This window comes from Pseudomonas putida (assembly GCA_041071465.1).
GTDB classification, from domain to species: Bacteria; Pseudomonadota; Gammaproteobacteria; order Pseudomonadales; family Pseudomonadaceae; genus Aquipseudomonas; species Aquipseudomonas putida_P.
Genome location: CP163498.1, coordinates 5,410,142 through 5,433,548, shown reverse-complemented (window position 1 = coordinate 5,433,548; position 23,407 = coordinate 5,410,142). Strand labels below are relative to the sequence as shown.

Annotated in this window: 20 protein-coding genes and 2 pseudogenes; 16 read left to right on the top strand and 6 right to left on the bottom strand. The window is 63.5% G+C overall.

Annotated features, from left to right (window positions below; all coding sequences use genetic code 11):
• Positions 1–63: 63 nt before the first annotated feature.
• The gene (locus tag AB5975_24970) at positions 64–378 is read right to left on the bottom strand and encodes a hypothetical protein (protein ID XDR19717.1); all 315 of its coding nucleotides are present in this window, start codon (positions 376–378) and stop codon (positions 64–66) included.
• 259 nt (positions 379–637) lie between these two features.
• Here AB5975_24970 and AB5975_24965 point away from each other — a divergent pair, with 259 nt between their 5' ends.
• On the top strand, positions 638–997 hold the full coding sequence (locus AB5975_24965) for a hypothetical protein (protein XDR19716.1): 360 nt from the start codon (positions 638–640) through the stop codon (positions 995–997).
• Between the two features lies 1 nt (position 998).
• Here the strand turns inward: AB5975_24965 and osmE are convergent, their stop codons facing one another.
• Both osmE and AB5975_24955 read right to left on the bottom strand, forming a co-directional pair.
• Positions 999–1,355, bottom strand: a complete 357-nt coding sequence (gene osmE / locus AB5975_24960; GenBank protein ID XDR19715.1) for an osmotically-inducible lipoprotein OsmE — start codon at positions 1,353–1,355, stop codon at positions 999–1,001.
• Between the two features lie 65 nt (positions 1,356–1,420).
• The gene (locus AB5975_24955; GenBank protein XDR19714.1) at positions 1,421–2,656 is read right to left on the bottom strand and encodes an NADH:flavin oxidoreductase/NADH oxidase family protein; all 1,236 of its coding nucleotides are present in this window, start codon (positions 2,654–2,656) and stop codon (positions 1,421–1,423) included.
• Positions 2,657–2,768: 112 nt separating this feature from the next.
• Here AB5975_24955 and AB5975_24950 point away from each other — a divergent pair, with 112 nt between their 5' ends.
• From AB5975_24950 to AB5975_24920, 7 genes and pseudogenes are all read left to right on the top strand, one after another.
• Positions 2,769–3,185 (top strand): MerR family transcriptional regulator, encoded by a 417-nt coding sequence (locus tag AB5975_24950; protein ID XDR19713.1) that lies wholly within the window; start codon positions 2,769–2,771, stop codon positions 3,183–3,185.
• A gap of 156 nt (positions 3,186–3,341) precedes the next feature.
• Positions 3,342–4,321: pseudogene (locus AB5975_24945) on the top strand (quinone oxidoreductase).
• A gap of 13 nt (positions 4,322–4,334) precedes the next feature.
• Positions 4,335–5,183 (top strand): TauD/TfdA dioxygenase family protein, encoded by an 849-nt coding sequence (locus AB5975_24940; protein XDR19712.1) that lies wholly within the window; start codon positions 4,335–4,337, stop codon positions 5,181–5,183.
• A 45-nt stretch (positions 5,184–5,228) separates the two neighbouring features.
• A pseudogene (locus AB5975_24935) lies at positions 5,229–6,280 on the top strand (3-keto-5-aminohexanoate cleavage protein).
• 192 nt (positions 6,281–6,472) lie between these two features.
• Entirely contained in the window at positions 6,473–7,753 is a 1,281-nt protein-coding gene (locus AB5975_24930; protein ID XDR19711.1) for an MFS transporter, read from the top strand.
• Between the two features lie 4 nt (positions 7,754–7,757).
• The gene (locus tag AB5975_24925; protein XDR19710.1) at positions 7,758–8,411 is read left to right on the top strand and encodes a DsbA family protein; all 654 of its coding nucleotides are present in this window, start codon (positions 7,758–7,760) and stop codon (positions 8,409–8,411) included.
• Positions 8,408–8,731: a Rieske (2Fe-2S) protein gene (locus AB5975_24920; GenBank protein XDR19709.1), complete on the top strand. Its 324-nt coding sequence runs from the start codon at positions 8,408–8,410 to the stop codon at positions 8,729–8,731. Before AB5975_24925 ends, AB5975_24920 begins: the two co-directional genes overlap by 4 nt.
• Positions 8,732–8,755: 24 nt before the next feature.
• Here AB5975_24920 and AB5975_24915 read toward each other — a convergent pair whose 3' ends face one another.
• Positions 8,756–9,763, bottom strand: coding sequence for an AraC family transcriptional regulator (locus AB5975_24915; GenBank protein XDR19708.1), 1,008 nt, complete (start codon positions 9,761–9,763; stop codon positions 8,756–8,758).
• Positions 9,764–9,956: 193 nt separating this feature from the next.
• Here AB5975_24915 and AB5975_24910 point away from each other — a divergent pair, with 193 nt between their 5' ends.
• The 8 genes from AB5975_24910 to AB5975_24875 all read left to right on the top strand — a co-directional run bounded on the left by AB5975_24910 (position 9,957) and on the right by AB5975_24875 (position 22,415).
• Entirely contained in the window at positions 9,957–10,535 is a 579-nt protein-coding gene (locus AB5975_24910) for an RBBP9/YdeN family alpha/beta hydrolase (GenBank protein ID XDR19707.1), read from the top strand.
• Positions 10,536–10,608: 73 nt separating this feature from the next.
• Entirely contained in the window at positions 10,609–12,564 is a 1,956-nt protein-coding gene (locus tag AB5975_24905; GenBank protein ID XDR19706.1) for a DUF1302 domain-containing protein, read from the top strand.
• Positions 12,565–12,602: 38 nt separating this feature from the next.
• Positions 12,603–13,961, top strand: coding sequence for a DUF1329 domain-containing protein (locus AB5975_24900; protein XDR19705.1), 1,359 nt, complete (start codon positions 12,603–12,605; stop codon positions 13,959–13,961).
• A gap of 21 nt (positions 13,962–13,982) precedes the next feature.
• On the top strand, positions 13,983–14,978 hold the full coding sequence (locus tag AB5975_24895; GenBank protein ID XDR19704.1) for a WD40/YVTN/BNR-like repeat-containing protein: 996 nt from the start codon (positions 13,983–13,985) through the stop codon (positions 14,976–14,978).
• A 15-nt stretch (positions 14,979–14,993) separates the two neighbouring features.
• Entirely contained in the window at positions 14,994–17,459 is a 2,466-nt protein-coding gene (locus AB5975_24890; GenBank protein XDR19703.1) for an RND family transporter, read from the top strand.
• Complete coding sequence (locus AB5975_24885; protein ID XDR19702.1) at positions 17,452–20,880, top strand: long-chain-fatty-acid--CoA ligase; 3,429 nt, start codon at positions 17,452–17,454, stop codon at positions 20,878–20,880. Before AB5975_24890 ends, AB5975_24885 begins: the two co-directional genes overlap by 8 nt.
• A 163-nt stretch (positions 20,881–21,043) precedes the next feature.
• Entirely contained in the window at positions 21,044–21,844 is an 801-nt protein-coding gene (locus AB5975_24880) for a lipopolysaccharide biosynthesis protein (protein ID XDR19701.1), read from the top strand.
• A 70-nt stretch (positions 21,845–21,914) separates the two neighbouring features.
• Positions 21,915–22,415: a methylated-DNA--[protein]-cysteine S-methyltransferase gene (locus AB5975_24875; protein ID XDR19700.1), complete on the top strand. Its 501-nt coding sequence runs from the start codon at positions 21,915–21,917 to the stop codon at positions 22,413–22,415.
• 4 nt (positions 22,416–22,419) lie between these two features.
• Here the strand turns inward: AB5975_24875 and AB5975_24870 are convergent, their stop codons facing one another.
• Both AB5975_24870 and AB5975_24865 read right to left on the bottom strand, forming a co-directional pair.
• A complete protein-coding gene (locus AB5975_24870; protein ID XDR19699.1) occupies positions 22,420–22,662 on the bottom strand; it encodes a hypothetical protein in 243 nt (80 codons plus the stop codon).
• Positions 22,659–23,402 (bottom strand): carbon-nitrogen hydrolase family protein, encoded by a 744-nt coding sequence (locus AB5975_24865; GenBank protein XDR19698.1) that lies wholly within the window; start codon positions 23,400–23,402, stop codon positions 22,659–22,661. Before AB5975_24865 ends, AB5975_24870 begins: the two co-directional genes overlap by 4 nt.
• Positions 23,403–23,407: the final 5 nt, after the last annotated feature.

Sequence of the window (23,407 nt, the reverse complement as noted above, 5' to 3'; positions counted from 1 at the left end):
TTTCTCAGCGTTCCGCCGCCCACGCTACTGGCAGAAATATCAGGTGTGCGCCAGTCATCGCGCTCAGGCTTCGTCTTGCAAACGCCCGGGGCTGAAGAAAAACGAGGCCACTACCACCGCTGTTATCACCCCTGTTGCATCGGCAAGGAACAGCAGTAGGGCACTGACGTCACCAGGCGCCATGTGATTGCCCAACGCAAAGTCCACGCCATGTGGGCATGCGGCGATCATTAGCAGCATGGCGGCCAGCAGGCCAGAGAGGACCTTCATGTAGGCCCTGCCGAATGCCAGGCCATAAGCCCAGAACACGAAGATACAGAGTACCGCCAAGCCGGTGGAAGTTACGTATTGGGCGAGTATTTCCAGCCACCACAACATGGGATTCTCCTTGGCGAAGCGCGCTGATCAATGCGGGTGGGTGAAGCCGGCCGGTGATTGCCGTTGCCGGATGCTAATCAGAAGCAGGGAAGAACGAATTCGTTCCCTCGCTTAAAACAATTCATTACTTTCAACCAGCCTTGGTTAATCAGCCGGCGTGTTGTTTGGTTGTCGTTGGCGCGTTGTGACTGTGTCAATTGCGCGAAAAAAACGCAGCAAGACCTTGGTTGATTAGAAACTCGGCGCAACCCCCGTTAGAATGCGGCGTATCCCTAATGGCCAATTGCAAATGCCTATTTTTCGTATCTTTGTCGCTTCTGCGCTAGTCGCCAGCCTTGCCGGCTGCGCAACGCCTGGCAAGCCCACTGCCAGCAAACTGACCAAAAAAACGCCGCAGCAGTACGCCACCTGTGTCTTGCCCAAATGGCAGGCGCTGGCGCCCCAGGCCACGCAGAAGTCGATAGCCCATGGCTACCGGCTGACGGCATCCAGCGCGGTGGCAAGTGACGATGTGCTGGACGTGGTCGACTCCCGCGATGGCAGCCGCGCGACTTTCTACAAGGGCAGCTTTCTGTCTGGCGACAAATTGCGTCAAGCTGCCAAGGACTGCCTGGACTGAATCAGTAGCCCGAGCCGCTTGAGCCGCCCATGCTGGGCAGGCGGGCCTTGTGCTGGGCATTGCTCCATTCGGCGCAGGTCATGAAGGCGGTCTTGTCCACCTTGCCGTTGCCGTCGAAGCTGACGCTGTAGGGTTGCCGTTTGCCGGCCTGGGTCAGCATGTAGTCGAAGCAGGTGCCGGGCACCACGGTACGGTCGGTCTCGGCATCAGGTTTGCCGCCTATTTGCACGACCTGGTCTTTGCTCATGCCGGTACCGACCTTGGCCACCAGTGGCTGGTCTTGGTACTGCGCAGAGTTGGATGAGCAGGCAGCAAGCGCAGCCAGGGCGAAGAGCAGCGCGTGATGGGGTTTGTTCATGGCAGTGCTCCGGTAGAGAACGGCGATGAAGGCAGGCCAGGCGAGTTGAGGCGGCAGGTAGCCCCTCATCCAGCTCGGCTTCTCATCATACGCCTGTACTGCCTTACCCGCAGTAACGTGCAGCCTTGCTCCAGCAACAAGGCGCGCAACGGTGACGCATGCGCCTTGGGCCTGTTGCCTGCTGCCAGCCGGCGCATCTGCAGTTTCACCAAGGCCATGTACGCCAGTGCGGCAAACGCCTTGCGCTTCCAGCGAATCGGCTGCAGTTCGGCGCTGGCTGTCGCTTCGCCGTTCAGCCAGCGCTGGGGCAAGCCAGGCTCTACAGCCAGGGCTGTCGCTATTCCGGCCATGGCCACGCCACTGGCGAGCACGTGCTCGACCACCGGCAGGCGGCGAATACCGCCGGTGACCATCACCGGCATCTTCGCAATGGCGGCGATCTCTCGGGCAAACTCCAGGAAGTACGCCTCGCGGGCCAGGGTCCGGCCGTCACGGGCGTCGCCCTGCATGGCCGGTGCTTCATAGCTGCCACCGGACAGCTCCACCAGGTCTACGGGCAATTGGTTCAGCCACAGCACCACCTGACGGGCATCTGCAGGTTCAAAACCGCCGCGCTGGAAGTCCGCTGAATTCAGCTTCACGGCCACGGCGAAGCCGGGCGAAACCACCTTGCGCACGGCTTTGACCACCTCCAGCAATAACCGCGCGCGGTTCTCCAGGCTGCCGCCCCAGCGGTCCCGGCGCTGGTTGCTCAACGGCGACAGAAACTGGCTCAGCAAATAACCATGGGCGGCGTGCACCTGTACACCACTGAAGCCGGCCTCTTCGGCCAGGGCCGCAGTACGAGCGAAGCGCTCGATCAGTGCGGCGATCTCGGCTTCGTCCAGTGCCTTGGGCCGAGGGAACAGTTTGGACAGGCCGCCCATGTCCAAGGCGATGGCCGAAGGCGCTACCGTGGGCTGCCCAAGGTTGGCCTGCATCTGCCGCCCTGGGTGGTTGATCTGCATCCAGAACTGCGCGCCATGGGCACGGCCTATACGGGCCCAGTCGCGAAATCGCTGCAGCGGCTGGCTGGCGTCGAGCATGACACCGCCCGGGCCGGTCATGGCGCTGGGGTCGACCATCACGTTGCCGGTGAGCAACAGCCCGGCACCGCCTTCGGCCCAGGCCTGGTACAGCCGCAGCAATGAGTCGGAAGGGGTCTGGTCCGGGTTGGCCAGGTTCTCTTCCATCGCCGCCTTGGCGATGCGGTTGGGTATGACACTGCCATTGGGCAGCAGCAGGGGTTGGAACGGCGTCATGGCGATCTCCGAATGGTGGCTACCACGCATCGGTTACTGCACGCGTGGGCTAGGTTCGGGAGAAGGCTAAGGTTAAAGTCAACTTTAAGGTCAATAGCGCAAGGGTATCGAGATGAAAATTGGTGAACTGGCGCGACGTACGGGGCTCAGTGCGTCGCGTATCCGCTTCTACGAAGCCACCGGGTTGATTGCCGCCCGGCGCCTGGGCAATGGTTACCGGGACTACCCGGAGCAGGTGGTGCGGGCGCTGGAAATCATTACCTGTGGCCAGCAGGCGGGGTTCAGCCTGGATGAAATGCGCAAGCTGACCGACGCCTCCGGTGCAGCCCCGGCTGATCATGGTTTGTTGCTGGCAAGCCTCAAGCGCAAAGTGGCAGAGATCGAGGCGATGCAGCAGCGATTGGCGCAGAACCGGGCACAGCTGCTGGCGGTGATTGCCGGTATCGAAGACAAGCCGCAGGGGATGGATTGCGAAGAGAATGCCCAGCGTCTGATTGCCGGCTTTGACAAGCATCCAGCAGGCTCATGAATAAAGCAGGTTGGCCGAACGCTGGGCGATGAACGCGCTGTCATCAAATGAAAACCCGCTGTCGTCCGATGCGAAGCACCCTGCAAGCCAAGGGCATACAGTCCAATCACCCAGAACTGACGCCTGGCGTCCAGATCGATGATTGGAGAGACAAGCATGTCCAAAGTCGTACGTTTCCATCAGACCGGTGGCCCCGAGGTACTGCGCTATGAGGACGCCGAAGTGGGCGAGCCCGGCCCGGGGCAGGTGCGATTGCGCCAGGTGGCGGTTGGCCTGAACTACGCCGACACCTACTTTCGCAACGGCACTTACCCGATCCCGCTGCCCAATGGCATCGGCGTGGAAGCTGCCGGGGTAGTGGAGGCGGTGGGCGAGGGGGTGACCCAGGTGGGTGTCGGTGATCGGGTCACCTACACCGGGTTCCTCAATACCCTGGGTGCTTATTGCACCGAACGCCTGATCCCCGCTGCGGCGCTGATCAAACTGCCGGAAACCATTGCCTTCGAGACCGCTGCCGCCATGACCATGCGCGGCCTGACCTCGGCCTACCTGTTGCGCCGCCTCTACGCCTTCAAACCCGGTGACAGCGTGCTGCTGCATGCGGCTGCTGGCGGCGTGGGCCTGATTGTCGCGCAGTGGGCACGGCTGCTGGGCTTGAACGTGATCGGCACCGTGTCCACCGAAGCCAAGGCCGAGGTCGCCCGCGCCCATGGCTGCAACCACATCATCAATTACAGCGTCGAGGACGTGGCCAGCCGTGTACGCGAGCTGACCGACGGGGTTGGGGTGAACGTGGTGTTCGACAGTGTCGGCAAGAACACCTTCACCGGCTCGCTCGACTCGCTCAAGCGCCGCGGGCTGATGGTATGCGTTGGCACGGCGTCGGGCACCATCCCGCCGTTCGACCCGCAGTTGCTGGCGATCAAGGGTTCTCTGCAGCTCACCCGGCCGGCCCTGGCCGACTTCATCGCCGACCCGGCAGAAAAGCCGACCTGGCCGGCGAGTTGTTCGATCACGTCAGCAGCGGGCGCATCCGTATCGAAATCAACCAGCACTACGCCCTTCAGGACGCGGTTCAGGCCCACCGTGACCTGGAAGCCCGCAAAACCACCGGCTCGTCGATCTTCGTCATCTGAAGAGGGCAACAGCATGCACATCGAACAACTGACTTGCGCGATCGGTGCCGAGGTGAGTGGCGTCAACCTGGCCGACGCGATTCACGACGACGACCTGTTCGCCCAGCTGCGCCAGCAGTTGCTTCAGCACCGTGTGCTGTTCCTGCGCGACCAGCACTTCAGCCGTGCCGAACACGTGGCCTTCGCCCGTCGCTTCGGCGAGCTGGAGGACCACCCGGTGGCAGGAAGCGACCCGGAGCACCCGGGCCTGGTGCAGATCTACAAGCGCCCGGACCAGCCCAATGACCGCTACGAAAATGCCTGGCACACCGATGCCACCTGGCGTGAAGCACCGCCCATGGGTTGCGTGCTGCGCTGCGTCGAATGCCCACCGGTGGGCGGCGACACCCTGTGGGCGAACATGGTGCTGGCTTACGAAAACCTGCCCAGCGAGGTGAAGGCCAACATCGAAGGCCTGCGCGCCCGCCACAGCATCGAGGCCAGCTTCGGCGCCGCCATGCCGTTGGAAAAACGGCTGGCACTCAAGGCGCAATTCCCCGATGCCGAGCATCCGGTGGTACGCACCCACCCGGAAACCGGCGAGCAGGTGCTGTTCGTCAACGCCTTCACCACCCACTTCAGCAACTACCACACGCCGCAGCGGGTGCGTTTCGGCCAGGACGCCAACCCCGGCGCAGGCGACCTGCTGCGTTACCTCATCAGCCAGGCTTACCTGCCCGAATACCAGGTGCGCTGGCGCTGGAAGCCCAACAGCGTGGCAATTTGGGATAACCGCAGCACCCAGCATTACGCCGTCATGGATTACCCACCGTGCCATCGCAAGATGGAGCGCGCCGGGATCAAAGGCAGCCGCACCTTCTAAGCCAGCCGCTGGCAACCGCACAAAAACAATAGCGAGGACTACAGCATGCAATTCTTCGACGATTCGTTGCACCCGGAAAACATGGAAAAGGTGGTGATCACCGTGGCCCCCTATGGCCCTGAGTGGATGCCCGAAGATTTCCCTGAAGACATTCCGCTGACCATGGACGAGCAGGTGCAAAAGGCCGTCGACTGCTACGAGGCAGGCGCAACCGTGCTGCATTTGCACGTGCGTGAGCTGGACGGCAAAGGCTCCAAGCGGCTGTCCAAGTTCAACGAGCTGATCGCCGGAGTCCGCGAAGCGGTGCCGGACATGATCATTCAGGTTGGCGGTTCGATTTCCTTCGCCCCGGAAGGCGAAGGCGAGGCAGCCAAGTGGTTGTCGGACGACACCCGGCACATGCTCGCCGAGCTGACACCGCGCCCCGATCAGGTCACCGTGGCCATCAACACCACGCAGATGAACATCATGGAGCTGCTGTACCCCGAATACCTCGAAGGTACCTCGCTGGCCAGCCCCGCAATCCACGCCGCCTACAGCGAAATGACCGTACCGGCCGGCCCGGCCTGGGTCCGTGAGCACCTGCGCCGCCTGCAGGCCAGCAACATCCAGCCGCATTTCCAACTGACCGGCATGCATGCCCTGGAAACCCTCGAGCGCATCGTGCGCCGTGGTGATTACATGGGCCCGCTGAACCTGACCTGGATCGGCATTGGCGGCGGTTTCGACGGCCCCAACCCGTTCAACTTCTTCAACTTCATCCACCGCGCACCGGACGGTTGCACCCTGACCGCCGAATCGTTGCTGAAGAACGTGCTGCCGTTCAACACCATGGCCCTGGCCATGGGCCTGCACCCGCGCTGTGGCAACGAAGACACCATCATCGACCAGCACGGCAAACGCTTCACCTCGGTGCAGCAGATCCAGCAGACCGTGCGCGTGGCCCACGAACTGGGGCGCGAGATTGCCAGCGGCAAGGAGGCCCGGCCATTTACCGCATCGGGCAGCAGTACGACAGTATCGAGCAGACGCTTAAAGCCAATGGCATGGCGCCGAACCGCCAGGCGGGTGAGAAGGGTGTGCCGCAGCGTACTTGATACAAACGTTGGCACGGCCAGATGAGTGCGGCCTTGCGTCGCGATAGGGCTGCAAAAGGTGCATCTGCACTGAAATCCTGGGGCTGCGTTGCAGCCCTATCGCGACACAAGGCCGCTCCCACAGGGGCCGACCAAGCTTGAGCAGTAGTGCATAACAACAAGAAAAACCCACACCACACCCAAGGAGGCAACATGGCCACCTATCTCGCCAGTGCCGAAGACTCCGGCACCGACACCGCCCACAGCGTCCCCCGGCGCTACGCCTGGGTGGTGTTTGCCCTGACCTTCGGCCTGTTGATCTCCGACTACATGTCGCGCCAGGTGCTCAATGCGGTGTTCCCGCTGCTAAAGGGCGAATGGGCGCTCAGCGACAGCCAGCTCGGCTTGCTCAGCGGCATCGTCGCGCTGATGGTCGGCCTGCTGACCTTTCCACTTTCCTTGTTGGCCGACCGCTTCGGCCGGGTACGCAGCCTGGTGTTGATGGCAGTGTTGTGGAGCCTGGCCACGCTCGGCTGTGCCCTGGCGGAAAACTACCCGCAAATGTTCATTGCGCGCTTTTTGGTCGGGGTTGGCGAGGCAGCCTATGGCAGTGTCGGCATTGCCGTGGTGGTCGCAGTGTTCCCCCGCGACATGCGCTCGACGCTGGCCGGGGCGTTCATGGCCGGCGGCATGTTCGGTTCGGTGCTGGGCATGGCCTTGGGCGGCGTGCTGGCCCAGCATTTGGGCTGGCGCTGGGCATTTGCTGGCATGGCATTGTTCGGCCTGGTGCTGGCGATGGTGTATCCGATGATCGTCAAGGAGGCGCGCATTGCACCCAAGTGCGCGCAGCAGGCGCTCGACAAGGCCAGCCGACCGCTGCGCACGCTGTACAGCAGCCGGTCGGTCATCGCCGCCTATGTCGGCAGCGGCCTGCAACTGTTCGTCGGTGGCACCCTGATCGTGTGGATGCCCAGTTACCTCAACCGCTATTACGCCATGGGTACCGACCGTGCCGGGGCAATCGCCGCCGTCATCGTGCTGTGCAGCGGTATCGGCATGATCCTCTGCGCCATGCTCTGCGACCGCCTTGGGCGACAGCGCCCGGACCGCAAGATCAGCCTGGCCATCGCCTACTGCCTGGGCAGTTGCATGCTGCTGAGCATTGCCTTTGCGCTGCCTGCCGGCACCGCGCAACTGGTACTGATTTGCCTGGGCATGATGATCGCCGCCGGTACCAATGGCCCGTCCAGCGCCATGGTTGCCAACCTTACCCATGCATCGGTGCATGGCACGGCATTCGCCACCCTGACCCTGGCCAACAACCTGCTGGGCCTGGCCACCGGGCCACTGATCACGGGTCGGGTGTCCGACTTGATCGGGCTGCAGGCCGCGCTGCAATTGGTGCCGCTGATCAGCATCGCGGCGGCGGCCGTGTTCTTTATCGCCAAGCGTCACTACCACCGCGACATGGACCGTCTGCGCTCCAGGAGTTGAAACTGTGAAACAGCTGTTGTCCATCGAAGTGTTTTTCGATTTCGTCTGCCCTTGGTGCCTGATTGGCCAGCGGCACCTGCAAGCGGCCTTGTTGCTGCTGCAGCGTGAGCAGCCACAGGTACAGGTGCAGATACACTGGCGGGGCGTTCAGTTGCTGCCGGGGCTGCCTGCCAACGGGGTGCCTTTCAATACCTTCTACCTGCAACGCCTGGGCAGCGAGCAGGCGGTACGCGAGCGCCAGGCTCAGGTGCGTGCTGCTGCCAGTGTGGTGGGCGAGGACATCGATTTTTCGCGCATCCGTCGCATGCCCAATACCGGCAATGCCCACCGCTTGATGCAACGGGCCGGCAGCCTGCTCAGCGCGCCGCAGCAGGAAGCGTTGCTGGCGCAACTGTTCATTGCCTATTTCCACCAGGGCCGCGACCTGGGTGATACCCGCACATTGCTCGGCATCGCCCAGGGTTGCGGGCTTGAGCCCGGGCAGGTGATCGACTGTTTGCGTGACGATGGCAGCCCGTTCCTTGACGGTGCAGGGCGAGCGGGCAGCGCCGTACCACGCTATCGCTTCAACCAGGGCCCGCTGCTTGCCGGGGTGCGGCCAGCCGAGGCGCTGTTTGCCGCCATGAATGACGCCTTGCAAGCGGTGGTGCAGGCATGAACCGGCGTATCGCACTGAGCCCTCAGCAACTGCCGGAGCGCAATGGCCGGGTGCTGCTGGCCTGCGAGGGCCGCAGCGTGGCCTTGTTCAATGTCGCCGACACGCTATACGCCATCGACGACAGTTGCCCGCACCAGGGCGCGTCGTTGTGCGGTGGGCGCCTGGAAGGGCGGGTCATTCAGTGCTGTGCGCATGGTCTGCGCTTCGACCTGGCCAGCGGCTACCTGATCAACTCCAAGGCCTTGAAAGTCGCCAGCTACCCGATCGAGCAACAGGATGGGCAGGTCTTTATCGTGCTGGACGGCGAAGCGGCGTCTTGAACCGCCGCCAAGACCACCATGGGCTCATGGCTGCGGCGTGTGCTGAACCCGCCAAACAGCCGGTGGCATGCCGAACTGGGCGATGAACCAACGGGTGAACGAACTGGGCATCGAGTAACCGAGCATGTCGGCGATGCGCCCCAGCGAGTAGCCGGGGTTTTCCAGGTAGCGCATCACCAGGTCGCGGCGCACGTTGTTGATCAGGTCCTTGAACGTCAAACCATTTTCTTCCAGCCGCCGCTGCAATGTACGCACGTTCATGCCCTGGGTCTGCGCCACCTGCTCGATGGTGGCACGGCCCATGGGCAGCAGCAGGTAGATGGTTTTACGCAGTTCCAGTTCCAGCGACGGTACGCCGCTGGCCGGCAGCGTGTCGAGGTAGCGCCGTGCCAGGCGGGCCATGGCTTCGTTGGCCTGCGGGCTGGCGCTGTCGAGGTCGGCGGCGGGGCAGACGATACCGTTGAACTCGCTGCCGAACACCAGCGTGCAGCCGAAGATGCGCCGATGAATGGCGGGGTCGGCGGGGGCCGCATGCGTGAAGTTGGCACTGATCGGGTGCCAGTGGGCGCCCAGCAGTGCCGCGCACAAGCGCATCATCACGCCGATGGCCAACTCGGTGGCCTGGCGGCTGCAGGGCGCGCGTTCGTTGATCACCTCTTCGCGAATGATCACGGTCTTGCCGGCTTCTTCGATATGAATGGCCAGCGCGTCATTGAGCAGGTGGCGGTATTGCACGATCACCTGCAGCGCATCGCGCAGGTTGCGTTGGTGGCTGAGCAACAGGCTGATTTCGCCGAAGTCCGATAGCTGGCGCAGCTCGGCCATGCGCAACCCAAAACTCTCGCACTTCGTGGCGCTGGCGGAAGCTTCCAGCAAACTGATGACGCTGGCCACCGGGATACGCCGGTTGGGGTCGTCGAGCAAGGCGGCGTTAAGGCCGACCTGCGCAAGCAGTGCATGGGGGTTGAGGCCCAGATGGCGGGACACTTCCAGGTAGTTGGTCAAGCTGGCGGCACGAACGAGAGCAGGCATTTTTTATTGTTGTCCCTAAAGCCGGGGTTTGCAGGGCCACTGGTTTTATAGCCTGCGTGTCATCAATTGAAAAGCAAAGCCCTGTTTATGTGGTTGTCATCAAATGAAAAGCGCCTGACGCCCAATGTAAAGCACCCCGGTGGAGGCCTGTTTACTGTGAACTTCAAGCGCTAAACCGCACACGAGGTTCACCGTGGAAAAACTGCAAACCACAGCCACCGTGCTGATTGTCCCTGGCCTGCGCGGCCACGTGGCCGAACACTGGCAGACCCTGCTTGCCGGCCGCCTGGCAAAGGTGCGCAGCGTACCGCCGCTGGAAGTCGACGGCCTGTGCTGTAACGCCCGGGTCGAGGCAATCCAGCGCGAGCTGGAACAGGTCGATGGCCCGGTGCTGCTGGTGGCACACAGTGCCGGCACTTTGATGGTCGCCCACTGGGCGGCGCGCTACGGGCGGGCGATCAAGGGCGCATTGCTGGCGGCCCCACCTGACCTCGACGCCCACTGGCCCGAGCATTACCCAAGCCCGGCCAGCCTGGCCGAGATGGGCTGGTCGCCACTTCCACCTACGCCGCTGCCCTTTCCCAGCATTGTCGCGGCCAGCAGCAATGACCACCTCGCCAGCTACGCCGCTGCCGGTGAGCTGGCCCGGCGTTGGGGCAGCGAGCTGGTCAACCTGGGCGCCGTTGGCCACCTCAACCCGGCTTCCGGTTTCGGCCCTTGGCCGTTGGCCGAGGCGTTGATCCGCCGACTGGACGCCGCAAACCTGCAGTAACGCATGGACGCCCCAGCCACGCCCGCAACAGACGGGCGGCTAAAAAACAATAACAATACGTGGAGCCATCGTAATGCCAGAACACCGCATTCACCGTGCTGTGAAACCACAGCGCTGCCTGCTCGCCTGCGCCATCGGCCTGCTCACGCTGCCCGCCGCCCAGGCGTTCGAAGTCGATACCGGCCATGAAGACTGGGCCGTGCGCTTCGACAATACCGTCAAATACAACTACGGCGTGCGTACCGAGAGTGCCGACAAGCGCCTGCTGGGCACGCCCAACAGCAACGACGGCGACTACAACTTCCGCAAGGCCGGCACCAACATCACCAACCGGGTCGACCTGCTGACCGAGCTGGATGTGGTGTACCAGGGCAACAGCGGTTTTCGCGTCAGCACTGCCAGCTGGTACGACAAGGCCTATGACAACACCGGCTCCAACAGCAACCCATTCGTCAACGGTAACGGTGACCAATCGGGTATCAACCCCAGCCTCAATGGCCTGCCTGGGACCGGCATCCCGCTAGGCAGCCCACACCTGAGCAACTACGCCCAGCGTTACTACAGCGGCCCGTCTGGCGAAGTGCTGGATGCCTTCGTGTTCATGAGCCGTGACGTGGGCGAAGCGTCGCAGGTCAGCGCCAAGCTGGGCCAGCACAACCTGTTCTGGGGTGAAACCTTGCTCAACCCGGTGCATTCGCTGAGTTATGGCCAATCAGGCCTGGACCTGGCCAAGCTGGCGGCCTCGCCGGGCACCGAGGCCAAGGAGCTTTTCGTACCCCGCAACCAGCTGTCGACCGCGTTCCTGGTCAACTCCGAGCTCACCCTGGGTGCCCAGTACTTCTTCGACTGGGATGCCGCCCGGCTGCCTGAAGCCGGCACGTACTATGGCGGCTCTGATGTGGTGGGTGAGGGCGCGCAGAGCTTCCTGTTGGGCCACACCGGTACGCCGGGGTTGATCCCGGTGCGCGGTGCGCTCACCACCATTCGCCGCGGTCATGACCTGACCCCCGGCAAAAGCGGTGACTGGGGCATCATGGCCAAGTGGTCGCCAGAGTGGCTGGGCGGCACCCTCGGCTTCTACTACCGCAAGACGTCCGAGATCCTGCCCCAGGCCTGGCTCGATGCGCGCGGCATGACCGTGGCCAACGGCCCATTCGGCAACCCACCGGGCAGCCGCCAAGGCGCGATCGGCAACCTCTACAACTCGCTGCAAAGCACCACTTACCAGTTTGCCTACGCCGACAACATCGACATTTATGGGCTGAGCCTCTCCAAGGATGTGGCGGGCATCAGCGTCGGCAGCGACCTGAACATCCGCCACAACATGCCGCTGGCGAGCATTCCGGCAATCGTCAGCGCCCCCGGCCAAGGCGGCCTGGGCGGCGGCTTTGGCCTGCTGCCGGCACGGCTGCCCAGCAGCGGGGTGATCTACGACGTGCCCAAGGATGGCGACAGCCTGAGCGCCACCGGCGACACCTTGCACTTCACCCTCAACGGCCTGATGACGATTGGCGACACACCGCTGTTCGACTCGGCAACCCTGCTGGGCGAGCTGTTCTACAGCAACCTGCTCAAGCTCGATAGCCACAACGAAGCTTTGTACAAAGGCAAGAGCAGCTACCGCGGCATCGACAAGGCCACCCGCGACAACTGGGGCATCGCCGTCAATTTCACCCCTACCTGGTACCAGGTGTTTCCGGGCATGGACCTGAGCATGCCGCTTTCGGTCAACGTCGGCATCGACGGTGTATCGCCGGTGCAGGGTGGCGGTGCCGAGAACACTGGCAACTACGCGGTGGGTTTCAGCGCTGCGATCTACAACCAGTACTTCGTCGACCTCAAGTACGTCGACAGCTTCGGTGAGACCAAGGCCTGCAAGGACGGCCAGACCGACGGCAGCACCCCCAATGCCCTGGACGGCGAACAGGATTACACCTGCTACGGCGGCGGCTACGCCTCCTTCTCGGGGGGTGGTGCCACCACTGAAGACCGTGGCGCCCTGTACCTGACCGTCAAGACGACCTTCTGAGTCATGTTTCCTACCGCCTACACAGGAAGACAACCATCATGAATTTCGTACGTACCCTGCTTGCCTCGTGCCTGTCGCTGGCCGCGCTCAATGCCGCCCAGGCGGCCGTTTCCCCTGACCAGGCTGCACACCTGGGCAGCAACCTGACCGCCATCGGCGCCGAAAAGGCCGGCAATGCCGACGGCTCGATCCCGGCCTACCAGGGCGGCCTGCAAACGCCCCCGGCCAGCTACCAGAGCGGTGCCAGCATGCGGCCGGACCCGTTTGCCAGCGAGAAGCCGCTGCTGGTGATCGATGGCAAGAATGCCGATCAGTACAAGGCTCAGCTGACCGCCACCACCCTGGAACTGCTCAAGCGCTATCCCAGCTACCGCGTCGACGTGTACCCGACGCATCGCAGCGTAGCGCTGCCGCAGGCGGTGCTCGACAACACCCGCAAGAACGCCACCGCTGCCAAAAGCCAGGAGGGCGGCACTGCGGTAGACAACGTGCTGCCGGGTATCCCGTTCCCCATTCCGCAGAACGGCGCCGAAGCCATGTGGAACTTCCTGCTGCGTTACCAGGGCGTGAGCATGACCGCCAAGTACGACTCGTGGAACGTCGACGCCGCCGGCAAACCGTCGCTGTCGACCACTGGACAGGCCAACATCAGTTACCCGATTTACGAGGACATGGCCAAGCCGATCGGCGCCAAGGACACCTACTACCAGATGAAACTGGTGTACACCGGGCCCGCACGCCGTGCCGGTGAAGCGATGATGCTGCGCGACGCCGCAAACCCGCTGGTGCAGCCACGCAACGCCTGGCAATACCTGCCAGGCCAGCGCCGGGTGAAGCTGGCGCCCAACCTGGCCTACGACACGCCCAACCCGGGCACCTCCGGCTCTGGCACCTACGATGACGTGTTCGTCTTCAACGGCGCGCTGGACCGCTACGACTGGACCCTGGTGGGCAAGCAGGAAATGTACGTGCCGTACAACACCTACCAGCTGACCTACAACACCGACGTCAAGCAGGTGATCACGCCCAACCACCTGGCACCGCAGTTCGTGCGCTGGGAAAAACACCGCGTCTGGGTGGTGGAAGGCAAGCTCAAGGACGGCGCACGCCACATCTACCACAAGCGCCGCTTCTACCTTGACGAAGACAGCTGGATCGCCCTTGCCTCCGACCAGTACGACGCCCGTGGCCAGCTGTACCGGGGCTCGTTCGCCTTCCTGACCCAGAGCTACGACAAGCAGACCCCGGACGCCACGCCGTTCATGATCTACGACCTGATCGGCGGCACCTACAACCTCAACGGCGTGGTCGGTGCCTATGGTGGCATCCGCTACATCGAGCCGCTGTCGAAAACCCAGTGGTCGCCCGAGTCACTGGCCGGCAATGGCATTCGCTGAACCATGGAACAGAGGTTGCCAATGTCTGTCTTCAAACGATGCAGCGTGGTGATGTTGGCCCTGGCCGCGCTGCAGGGCGCGGCACAGGCGGCGCCATTCACCGATGTGCTGGATGTGCCCGCCATGCCCAGCACCCTGGCCAGCAGCAGCGCCCTGCGTGATGTGACCTTGGCCGGGCAGCGCCTGGTCGCGGTCGGCCCACGCGGGCATATCCTCTATTCCGACGACCACGGCGCGCACTGGCAGCAGGCCCAGGTGCCGGTCAGCGCCGACCTGAATGCGGTGAGCTTTGCCACGCCTGAACTGGGCTGGGCGGTCGGCCATGATGGTGTGGTACTGCACTCCCGTGATGCTGGCGTGCACTGGCAAAGGCAGCTGGATGGTCGAGCGTTGGCTGAACAGCTGCCCGGCGCTGGCACCGACAATGCCTTGCTCGATGTGTGGTTCAGCGATGCTCGTCATGGCTACGCGGTGGGCGTGTTCAACCTGCTGCTGCGCACCACGGACGGCGGCGAGCACTGGCAGCCCTGGCTCGACCACAGCGACAACCCGCAAGGCCTGCACCTGACCAGCCTGGCCGCAGTGGCTGACAACCTGTACATCACGGGCGAGCAGGGCTTGCTGTTGAAGTGGAACGGCGAGCGCTTCAGCCGCGTCGATACCCCCTACGCCGGCACTCTGTTCGGCGCCATCGGCAAGCCCGGTGTGCTGCTGATATACGGCCTGCGCGGCCACGCTTATCGCAGTACCGATGGCGGCGAGCAGTGGCAGCCGGTCGACACGGGCGTCAATACCAGCCTCACCGCCGCCGGTATCGATCGCGACGGGCAGCTGTGGCTGGCCAGCCAGGCCGGCGACCTGTTGCTCAGCCGCGACGACGGCGCCAGCTTCCGCCCGGTGCCACAAAGCGCCCGTGGCCCGGTGACCGCACTCGCCAGCGATGCCGACAACGGCCTGGTGCTGGTGGGCGAGCGGGGCGTGCGCAACCTGTTCGGTAACCCCACGCCGCACCCATAACAAGAGAAGACCCTGATGGCCGCTAACCGCCAAGATACCCTTCCGGTAATCCGCAACCTTGCCGATTTCGACACGCGCTCGGGCAATGGCCTGGAACGCCTGGTGTTCAACCACCGCCTGCCATTTCTGCTGTGCATGCTGTTGGCGACACTGGTGCTGGGCTTCATGGCGCTGACCCGCCTGGAGCTGCGCCCCAGCTTCGACAAGATGCTGCCGCAGAGCCACCCCTACATCCAGAACTACCTGGCCAACCGCACCTCGTTGCGCGGCCTGGGCAATGCGGTGCGGGTAGTGGTGGAAAACACCCAGGGCGATATCTTCGACCCCGGCTACCTGCAGACCCTGCGCCACATCAACGACGAGCTGTTTCTCAGCCAGGGCGTGGACCGGGCCTGGGTGAAGTCGCTGTGGAGCCCGGCGGTGCGCTGGACCGAGGTTACCGAGGAAGGTTTTCAAGGTGGCCCGGTCATGCCCGACGGCTATCAGGGCGCGGCTGGCGACATCGAACAGCTGCGGCAAAACATCGAGCGCGCCAACATCGTCGGCAGCCTGGTAGCGCGCGACTTCAAGTCGAGCATGCTGGTGGTGCCGCTGCTCGACCAGGACTCAGCCACCGGCAAAGGCCTGGACTACCATGCCTTTTCGCAAAAGCTCGAACAGTTGCGCAGCCAGTACCAGGCCAGCGGCCAGTACCGCATTCATGTGATCGGCTTTGCCAAGCTGATGGGCGACCTGATCGACGGATTGATCCAGGTGATGGCGTTCTTTGCCCTGGCGGTGCTCACCAGCCTGGTGATCATCTACTGCTACACCCGCTGTGTGCGCAGCACCTTGCTGGTGGTGCTGTGTTCGCTGACTGCTGTGGTATGGCAGCTGGGTATCGTCGCCTGGTTGGGTTATGCCATCGACCCGTACTCGATCCTGGTGCCGTTCCTGATCTTCGCCATCGGCGTGTCGCATGCCGCGCAAAAGATGAATGGCATCCTCCAGGACATAGGCCGTGGTACCCATCGGCAGATTGCCGCCCGTTATACGTTCCGCCGCCTGTTCGTGGCAGGTGTCACCGCATTGCTGGCCGATGCCGTGGGCTTTGCCGTGCTGATGCTGATCGACATTCCGGTGATACAGGACCTGGCAATTACCGCCAGCATTGGTGTGGCGGTGCTGATCTTCACCTCATTGCTGTTGATGCCCGTGGCACTGTCCTATGTCGGTGTGGGCCGCCAGGCTGCCGAGCGGGCGCTGCGCATCGATGCCCGCGCGGATCAACACCGTGGCTTCGGCCGGCTGTGGGACCTGCTTGACCGCTTCACGCAACGCAGGTGGGCCAGCGCTGCGCTGCTGGTTGCCCTGGCCTTGGCCGCCCTTGGTATCTGGGGCAGTCTGCAGTTGAAAATCGGCGACCTCGACAGCGGCGCCCCCGAGCTGCGCGCGGATTCGCGCTACAACCTCGACAACGCCTACATCACCCAGCATTACGCACTGTCCAGCGACACCTTCGCGGTCATGGTCAAGACCGCCCCCGAAGGCTGCCTGCAATACCAGACCTTGATCCTCGCTGATCGCCTGGCCTGGGAGCTGCAACAGTTGCCGGGTGTGCAGACCACCGTGTCGCTGGCCAACGCCGTGCGCCAGATCACCGCCGGTACCTATGAAGGCAACCCGCGCCTGAACAGCCTGCAGCGCAACCAGGACGTGCTCAACTACGCCGCGCAGCAAGCCTCGGTCAACGCACCGGAGCTGTTCAACAACGATTGCTCGCTGATGCCGGTGATCGCCTACCTCAAGGACCACCGCGCCGACACGCTGGCCCAGGTCGCCGCAGCGGCCGAGCGCTTCGCCCAGGCCAACGGCAGCGCCGAGCATCAGTTTCTGCTGGCGGCCGGCAGCGCCGGTATCGAAGCCGCCACCAACGTGGTGGTGCGCGAGGCCAACCACCGCATGCTGTTGCTGGTTTACCTGGCGGTGACGCTGTTCTGCCTGATCACCTTCCGCAGTTGGCGTGCCACGCTGGTGGCGATTCTGCCGTTGATGCTCACCTCGGTGTTGTGCGAGGCGCTGATGGTGGCCATGGGCATTGGTGTCAAAGTTGCCACCTTGCCGGTCATCGCCTTGGGCGTGGGTATTGGCGTGGATTACGCGCTGTACCTGCTTAGCGTGCAGCTGCATTACCAGCGCGCCGGCCTGAGCCTGGCCCAGGCTTATCAGAAAGCCGTGGCTTTCACTGGCCGGGTGGTAGGGCTGGTCGGTATCACCTTGGCGGCCGGCGTGGTCGGCTGGGCCTGGTCACCGATCAAGTTCCAGGCCGACATGGGCTTGCTGCTGACCTTCATGTTCCTGTGGAACATGCTCGGCGCGCTGGTGCTGATACCGGCGCTGTCGCACTTCCTTCTGCGCGGCGTGGGCCCCCAGGCAACTGCCGAAGCCCAGGCCAAAGCCCATTCGAAAACCCAAGAAAGCGAGTGTTCGCCTCATGTCTGATTACCTTCCGCCACTGCGTGACATGGATTTTCTGTTGAACGAAGTGTTCGACATCCCGACCTGGTGGGCGCAAACGCCCGCACTGGCCGAGGTGGTCGACGGCGACACGGCCCGGGCCATACTCGAACAGGCCGGCAAGCTGATCGCCGAGCGGGTAGCGCCGCTCAACCGCAGTGGCGACGAGCAGGGCTGCCGCTGGGAGGCTGGCCAGGTACGTACTCCCGATGGTTTCGCCGATGCCTATCGGGCATTCGCCACCGACGGCTGGGTAGGTGTGGCCGGGGCCCCGGAATACGGTGGCATGGGCATGCCGAAGGTGATCGGTGCTCAGCTCGAGGAGATGCTCAATGCCGCCAATCTATCGTTCGGCCTGTACCCAATGCTGACCGCCGGGGCCTGCCTGGCACTGCTCAACCATGCCAGCGAGCCGCTGAAGGCGCTGTACCTGCCGCCGATGTACCAAGGCCGCTGGACCGGCTCCATGTGCCTTACCGAACCGCACGCTGGCACCGACCTGGGGCTGATCCGCACCCGCGCGGAGCCCATCGCCGAAGGTTGCTACCGCCTCAGCGGCACGAAGATCTTCATCACTGGCGGCGAGCAGGACCTGACCGAAAACATCATCCACCTGGTGCTGGCGCGGCTGCCCGATGCGCCCGCCGGGCCCAAAGGTATCTCGCTGTTTTTGGTGCCCAAGGTGCTGGTCGACGCCGACGGTGCGCTGGGCGAGGCCAACGCGGTAAGTTGCGGCTCTATCGAGCACAAGATGGGCATCAAGGCCTCGGCCACCTGCGTGATGAACTTCGATGGCGCCACCGGCTACCTGGTCGGCGAGCCGAACAAGGGCCTCAATGCCATGTTCACCATGATGAACTACGAGCGCCTGGGCGTGGGCATCCAGGGCCTGGCCCTGGGCGAGCGCTCCTATCAGGGCGCCATCGCCTATGCCCGTGATCGCCTGCAAGGCCGCGCGCCGACAGGCGCCGAAGCACTGGCGCAGCATGCCGACCCGATTGTCGTCCACCCGGACGTACGCCGTATGTTGCTGACCATGAAAGCGCTGAACGAAGGTGGGCGGGCGTTTTCAACCTACGTGGCGTTGCAGCTGGACCTGGCCAAGTACAGCGATGACCCGGCTGCCTGCGCCAAGGCCGAAGCCAAGGTGGCGTTGCTTACACCGGTGGCCAAGGCCTTCCTCACCGACATGGGGCTGGAGACCACCGTGCACGGCCAGCAGGTACTGGGTGGCCACGGCTATATCCGTGAGTGGGGCCAGGAGCAGTTGATACGTGACTGCCGCATCACCCAGATCTACGAAGGTACCAACGGCATCCAGGCCCTCGACCTGGTCGGGCGCAAGCTGTTGGGTGATGGTGGCAAGGCTTACCTTGGCGTGTCTGACGAAATGGTCGCCTTTGCCGAGGCGCTGCCGGTGGAGCACGCCGAGTTCGCTGCGCCACTGCTGGCTGCCGTGCACAACGTCGACGAACTGAGCGCTTGGTTGCTCGACCGTGGCCAAGGCAACCCGCGCGAGCTTGGCGCGGCGGCGGTGGAGTACCTTCAGGTGTTTGGCTACACCCTCTACGCCTACCTGTGGGCGCGCATGGCTGTGGTGTGCCTGGCCCATGCGGCACCTGAGCCGTTCCACCTGAGCAAGCTCGGCACCGCGCGCTTCTACTTTGCCCGCCTGCTGCCACGCATCCACTCGCTCAGCGCCAGCGTGAGGGCCGGCAGCGATAGCCTGTACCTGCTCGAGCCGGGCAACTGTGAAGGCCACCCACATGATCACTACCCGCGTCATGCCCCCGGCCGAGCAGGCCTATGCGTACCCGCTGCTGATCAAGCGCCTGCTGTTGTCGGGTGTGCGCTACCAGCCCAACCAGGAAATCGTCTACGCCGACAAGCTGCGCTACACCTACACCACGTTGCTGGAGCGTATTCAACGGCTGGCCAACGTGCTGAGCGCTGCCGGGTCCAGCCTGGCGACACCGTGGCCTTGCTCGACTGGGACAGCCACCGCGCATTGGAGTGTTTCTTCGCCGTACCCATGCTGGGCGCAGTGTTGCATACGGTAAACGTGCGGTTGTCCAGCGAGCAGGTGCGCTACACCATGAACCACGCCGAGGACCGGCTGGTGCTGGTGCACGACGACTTTCTGCCGTTGATGCAGCAGCTGCGCGCCGACCTGCCGACAGTGAAGGGCTTCATCCGCCTGAGTGACGGCGGTCACGCCGCGCAAGGCGTGCCTCTGCTGGGCGAGTACGAAACCATGCTGGCGGCTGCAGAACCGTACTTCGAATTCCCGGACTTCGACGAAAACTCGCTGGCCACGCTGTTCTATACCAGCGGTACCACCGGCAACCCCAAGGGTGTGTACTTCAGTCACCGGCAACTGGTGCTGCATACCCTGGTCGAGCAGGGCACTTTGGCCGCGTGCGGTGAGGTACCGCTGCTGCGCACCGGCGATGTGTACATGCCGATCACGCCCATGTTCCATGTGCATGCCTGGGGCGTGCCTTACGTGGCGACGGCACTTGGCATCAAGCAGGTCTACCCGGGGCGCTACGAGCCCAACCGCCTGGTGCGCCTGTTCCATGAGGAGGGGGTGACCTTCTCCCATTGCGTGCCAACGGTGCTGCAGATGATGCTCGACAGCGAGCAAGGGCGCCGCACCGACCTTGCCGGCTGGAAAATGCTGCTGGGCGGCAGCGCGCTGACCCTGGGCCTGGCCCAGCGCGCCAGCGAGCGCGGCATCAGCGTGCACTGTGGTTACGGCATGTCGGAAAGCTGCCCGCTGCTCAGCATCACCTACCTGAGTGCCGAGCTGCTGGCAAAGCCCATCGCGCAACAATTGCCGCTGCGCATCGATGCCGGTGTGCCGATTGCCATGGTGGACCTGCGTATCGTCGACAGCGAGGGCCGGGAGGTGCCGCACGACGGTGAAAGCCTGGGTGAAGTCGTGGTGCGCGCGCCTTGGCTGACCCAAGGCTACCTGCACGAACCGGAGCAAGGCGCAGCACTGTGGTTGGGGGGCTGGATGCACACCGGTGACCTGGCTTGTATCGATGCGGCGGGCGTGGTGCGTATCCGCGACCGGATCAAGGACGTGATCAAGACCGGTGGCGAGTGGGTCAGCTCGGTAGCGCTGGAAAACCTGATCAGCCAGCACCCGTTTGTCGCCTCGGTGGCTGTCGTCGGTGTTCCTGATCCACAGTGGGGGGAACAACCCTTGGCCCTGGTGGTCTGCTGTGAGGGTGTGCAACTGGACCAGCCGTCATTGGCCAGGCACCTGCAGCCGTTTGTCGACAGCGGGCACTTGAACAAGTGGGCGATACCACGGCAGTTGCGTTGTGTGGACGAGATCCCCCGGACCAGTGTCGGCAAGATCGACAAGAAACGTATCCGCCAGACGGAAGTCTAGCGTTGGCTTGCGTTTTTCTGGGGCTGCGCAGCGGCCCCAAAACCCCGCCAAACAAGGGATGGCGGTTGACTGATGTTCAGCTAGGTAAAGTTAGGTAAAAGCGGCCACGGCATATACACGGATCAGTATTGTGGTTTGTACTGTCCAGTTAAAGATGCCATTGATGAACACACTTCCGTCGCAGCCAAGCGCTGAACGCGGGGCGTTCTCCCATTTCGAGGCGTGTCGCAACACCCAGCAGGGCCCCGTGGTGATACTTGCCTCCGGTGCGTCTGCCAAGCATTTTCCATTGGGCGAATTCGCCCATTTGCCCATCATCGCCATGAACGGCTCGGTTGCCATGACCGCCGAACACGGTATCAAACCGTTCTTTTACGTGTGCACCGACAAAAGTTTTCGCCTGCAACAGCCGGCCTTGTTCGCCACGGCCTTGCGCGACAGCGAGCGCCTGGCACTTTGGCCCGAGCAGTATGCGGGTGCCAATGTGCCAGCGGATACCGAGTGTTATGCCTTGCACAAAGCCGACACGCCAGGCCTGCTGGACGGTTTGCGTGGCCACGGTGACAGCTGCGTGTGCAACCGCGCACTGTGGAGCAAACGTAGCCGTTCGATTGCCTTCAGCAAAGACCTGGCCCATGGTTTCTTCGATGCTCGCACAGTGGCGTACGTGGCCTTGCAGCTGGCTTACCACCTGGGCTTCGAAGAGGTGCTGCTGGTAGGGGTAGACCTCGATCAGAGCGTCGGGCGCTTCTACGAGAACGGCAACGGCGAGTGTTCGCCGTGCGGGCTGGACCAGCATTGGGACAGCCGCATTCTGCCGTCGTTGACACTGATGGCCAGAGAAGTGGTCAACGAACATTTTCATGTCTACAACCTGTCGGCGACTTCGCGTATTCCTGACGATCTGATCCCCAAGGTCAACCTCAGCCAGGCGCGGTGCATTGCCGGCTGCGCAATGACTTGAGCAAGAAAGCGGGTGCATCAGTAACTGTGGATGCGTACAGTAAGTTGATCGCAACCAGCAGGAGCCCGCTATGTCCAGCGCTTTCACTTTCATGCAATCGCCCGTCGGCACGCTGACCCTGGTGGCCCGTGGCGACAGCCTGGCAGCTGTGCTGTGGGAAGAGGAGCGGGAAAACCGCGTACGCCTGGGCGCCCTGCACCGTGATGACCAGTGCCCGGTACTGGTGGAAACCGCTCGCCAGCTCGGCGAGTACTTTGCCGGCAAGCGCCAGCGTTTCGAACTGGCGCTGGACTTTGCCGGCACCGAGTTCCAGCGGCAGGTGTGGGCCGCGCTGCTGGCGATACCGTTCGGCGAAACCCGCAGCTACGGCGATATCGCCCGGCAAATCGGCAACCCCAGCGCGGTGCGTGCCGTAGGCGCCGCCAATGGCCGCAACCCGATTTCGATCATCGCCCCGTGCCATCGGGTAATCGGCGCGTCGGGCAGCTTGACTGGCTTTGCCGGTGGCCTCGCGGCCAAGCAGTACCTGCTGGCGCTGGAGGGCCGGCAAAGCCTGGCGCTGGACTTCTAAGGCTTCAGCCGAACCAGCTGGCGACCAGGCAGACCAGTACGGCCAGCACCGAGCCGGCCATCAGGGTGTAGTGCCGATGCGCTCGACGCGCAAGGGGCTCGACCTCCCGCAGGTACTCGCCGGGCGTAGGTGCATCGGGCCGATGGCGCAAACCCTCGGCCACATCGGCAAGTTGGCCCTGAATCAGCAAGCCGACCAGGTAGTAGGTGCAGGCATAACTCAGCAACGCAAGAAACAGATAGATCATGCAGGGTGCGGGTCCAAAGGCAGCGCGCTTGCGCTGGCATTACGGGTGTCGAGTACGATCAGCCCTTCACTGTGCTCATCCAGGCTGGCCAGCAAGCGCCCCTGGCTGTCCCACGCAGCGGAGCCGCCGGCGCCGATGAAGGTGTCAGCCGGCCCCACGCAGTTGGCCATCAATACCGGCATGCCAAGCTCACGCGCCACTTCTGGGTAATGCGCGTGTCCCTCGCGGATGCCTTTGGCGGTTTTCGCCACGCTGACCAGGTACAGGTCGGCACCGTGCTCGCGGGCCATGGCCGCATGTGCCATGAACATCGATTCGTAACAGATTGCCGGCGCCACCCGGTGCTCCCCCATCTCCAGCAGCAAGGCCTGATCGCCTGGGGTGAAGTAGGGCAGTTCATCATCGTGCAAGCGCCGCTTGGCATAGGCCTGGCGGGGTGCCCCAGGGCTGAAGATCGGCATGCCGATGCGTATGCCGTCCGGCGTTGGCAGTGGTAGGCCCACGGCAATAGTGATGCCCAGGCGGTCACAAGCGGCTTGCAGCGGGTCCAGCCGTGTGGAGGCCACCGGCAGGGCGGCCTGGCGCGCCACACTCGGCTCGTAGCCGGTCAGCGACAGTTCGGGAAACACCACCAGTTCGGCACCCAGGGCCGAAGCCTGCTCGATGCAGGCCAGGTGACGCTGGAGGTTGCCTGGCAAATCGCCCTTGAGCGATGCCAGTTGTACGGCGCACAGTTTCATGAGAA

What these genes read in the sequence shown, in the direction of transcription:
- AB5975_24970 (XDR19717.1), bottom strand. Translation starts at nt 378, where the DNA reads ATGTTGTGGTGGCTGGAAATACTCGCCCAATACGTAACTTCCACCGGC.
- AB5975_24965 (XDR19716.1), top strand. Translation starts at nt 638, where the DNA reads ATGCGGCGTATCCCTAATGGCCAATTGCAAATGCCTATTTTTCGTATC.
- osmE (XDR19715.1), bottom strand. Translation starts at nt 1,355, where the DNA reads ATGAACAAACCCCATCACGCGCTGCTCTTCGCCCTGGCTGCGCTTGCT.
- AB5975_24955 (XDR19714.1), bottom strand. Translation starts at nt 2,656, where the DNA reads ATGACGCCGTTCCAACCCCTGCTGCTGCCCAATGGCAGTGTCATACCC.
- AB5975_24950 (XDR19713.1), top strand. Translation starts at nt 2,769, where the DNA reads ATGAAAATTGGTGAACTGGCGCGACGTACGGGGCTCAGTGCGTCGCGT.
- AB5975_24940 (XDR19712.1), top strand. Translation starts at nt 4,335, where the DNA reads ATGCACATCGAACAACTGACTTGCGCGATCGGTGCCGAGGTGAGTGGC.
- AB5975_24930 (XDR19711.1), top strand. Translation starts at nt 6,473, where the DNA reads ATGGCCACCTATCTCGCCAGTGCCGAAGACTCCGGCACCGACACCGCC.
- AB5975_24920 (XDR19709.1), top strand. Translation starts at nt 8,408, where the DNA reads ATGAACCGGCGTATCGCACTGAGCCCTCAGCAACTGCCGGAGCGCAAT.
- AB5975_24915 (XDR19708.1), bottom strand. Translation starts at nt 9,763, where the DNA reads ATGCCTGCTCTCGTTCGTGCCGCCAGCTTGACCAACTACCTGGAAGTG.
- AB5975_24905 (XDR19706.1), top strand. Translation starts at nt 10,609, where the DNA reads ATGCCAGAACACCGCATTCACCGTGCTGTGAAACCACAGCGCTGCCTG.
- AB5975_24900 (XDR19705.1), top strand. Translation starts at nt 12,603, where the DNA reads ATGAATTTCGTACGTACCCTGCTTGCCTCGTGCCTGTCGCTGGCCGCG.
- AB5975_24895 (XDR19704.1), top strand. Translation starts at nt 13,983, where the DNA reads ATGTCTGTCTTCAAACGATGCAGCGTGGTGATGTTGGCCCTGGCCGCG.
- AB5975_24890 (XDR19703.1), top strand. Translation starts at nt 14,994, where the DNA reads ATGGCCGCTAACCGCCAAGATACCCTTCCGGTAATCCGCAACCTTGCC.
- AB5975_24885 (XDR19702.1), top strand. Translation starts at nt 17,452, where the DNA reads ATGTCTGATTACCTTCCGCCACTGCGTGACATGGATTTTCTGTTGAAC.
- AB5975_24880 (XDR19701.1), top strand. Translation starts at nt 21,044, where the DNA reads ATGAACACACTTCCGTCGCAGCCAAGCGCTGAACGCGGGGCGTTCTCC.
- AB5975_24875 (XDR19700.1), top strand. Translation starts at nt 21,915, where the DNA reads ATGTCCAGCGCTTTCACTTTCATGCAATCGCCCGTCGGCACGCTGACC.
- AB5975_24870 (XDR19699.1), bottom strand. Translation starts at nt 22,662, where the DNA reads ATGATCTATCTGTTTCTTGCGTTGCTGAGTTATGCCTGCACCTACTAC.
- AB5975_24865 (XDR19698.1), bottom strand. Translation starts at nt 23,402, where the DNA reads ATGAAACTGTGCGCCGTACAACTGGCATCGCTCAAGGGCGATTTGCCA.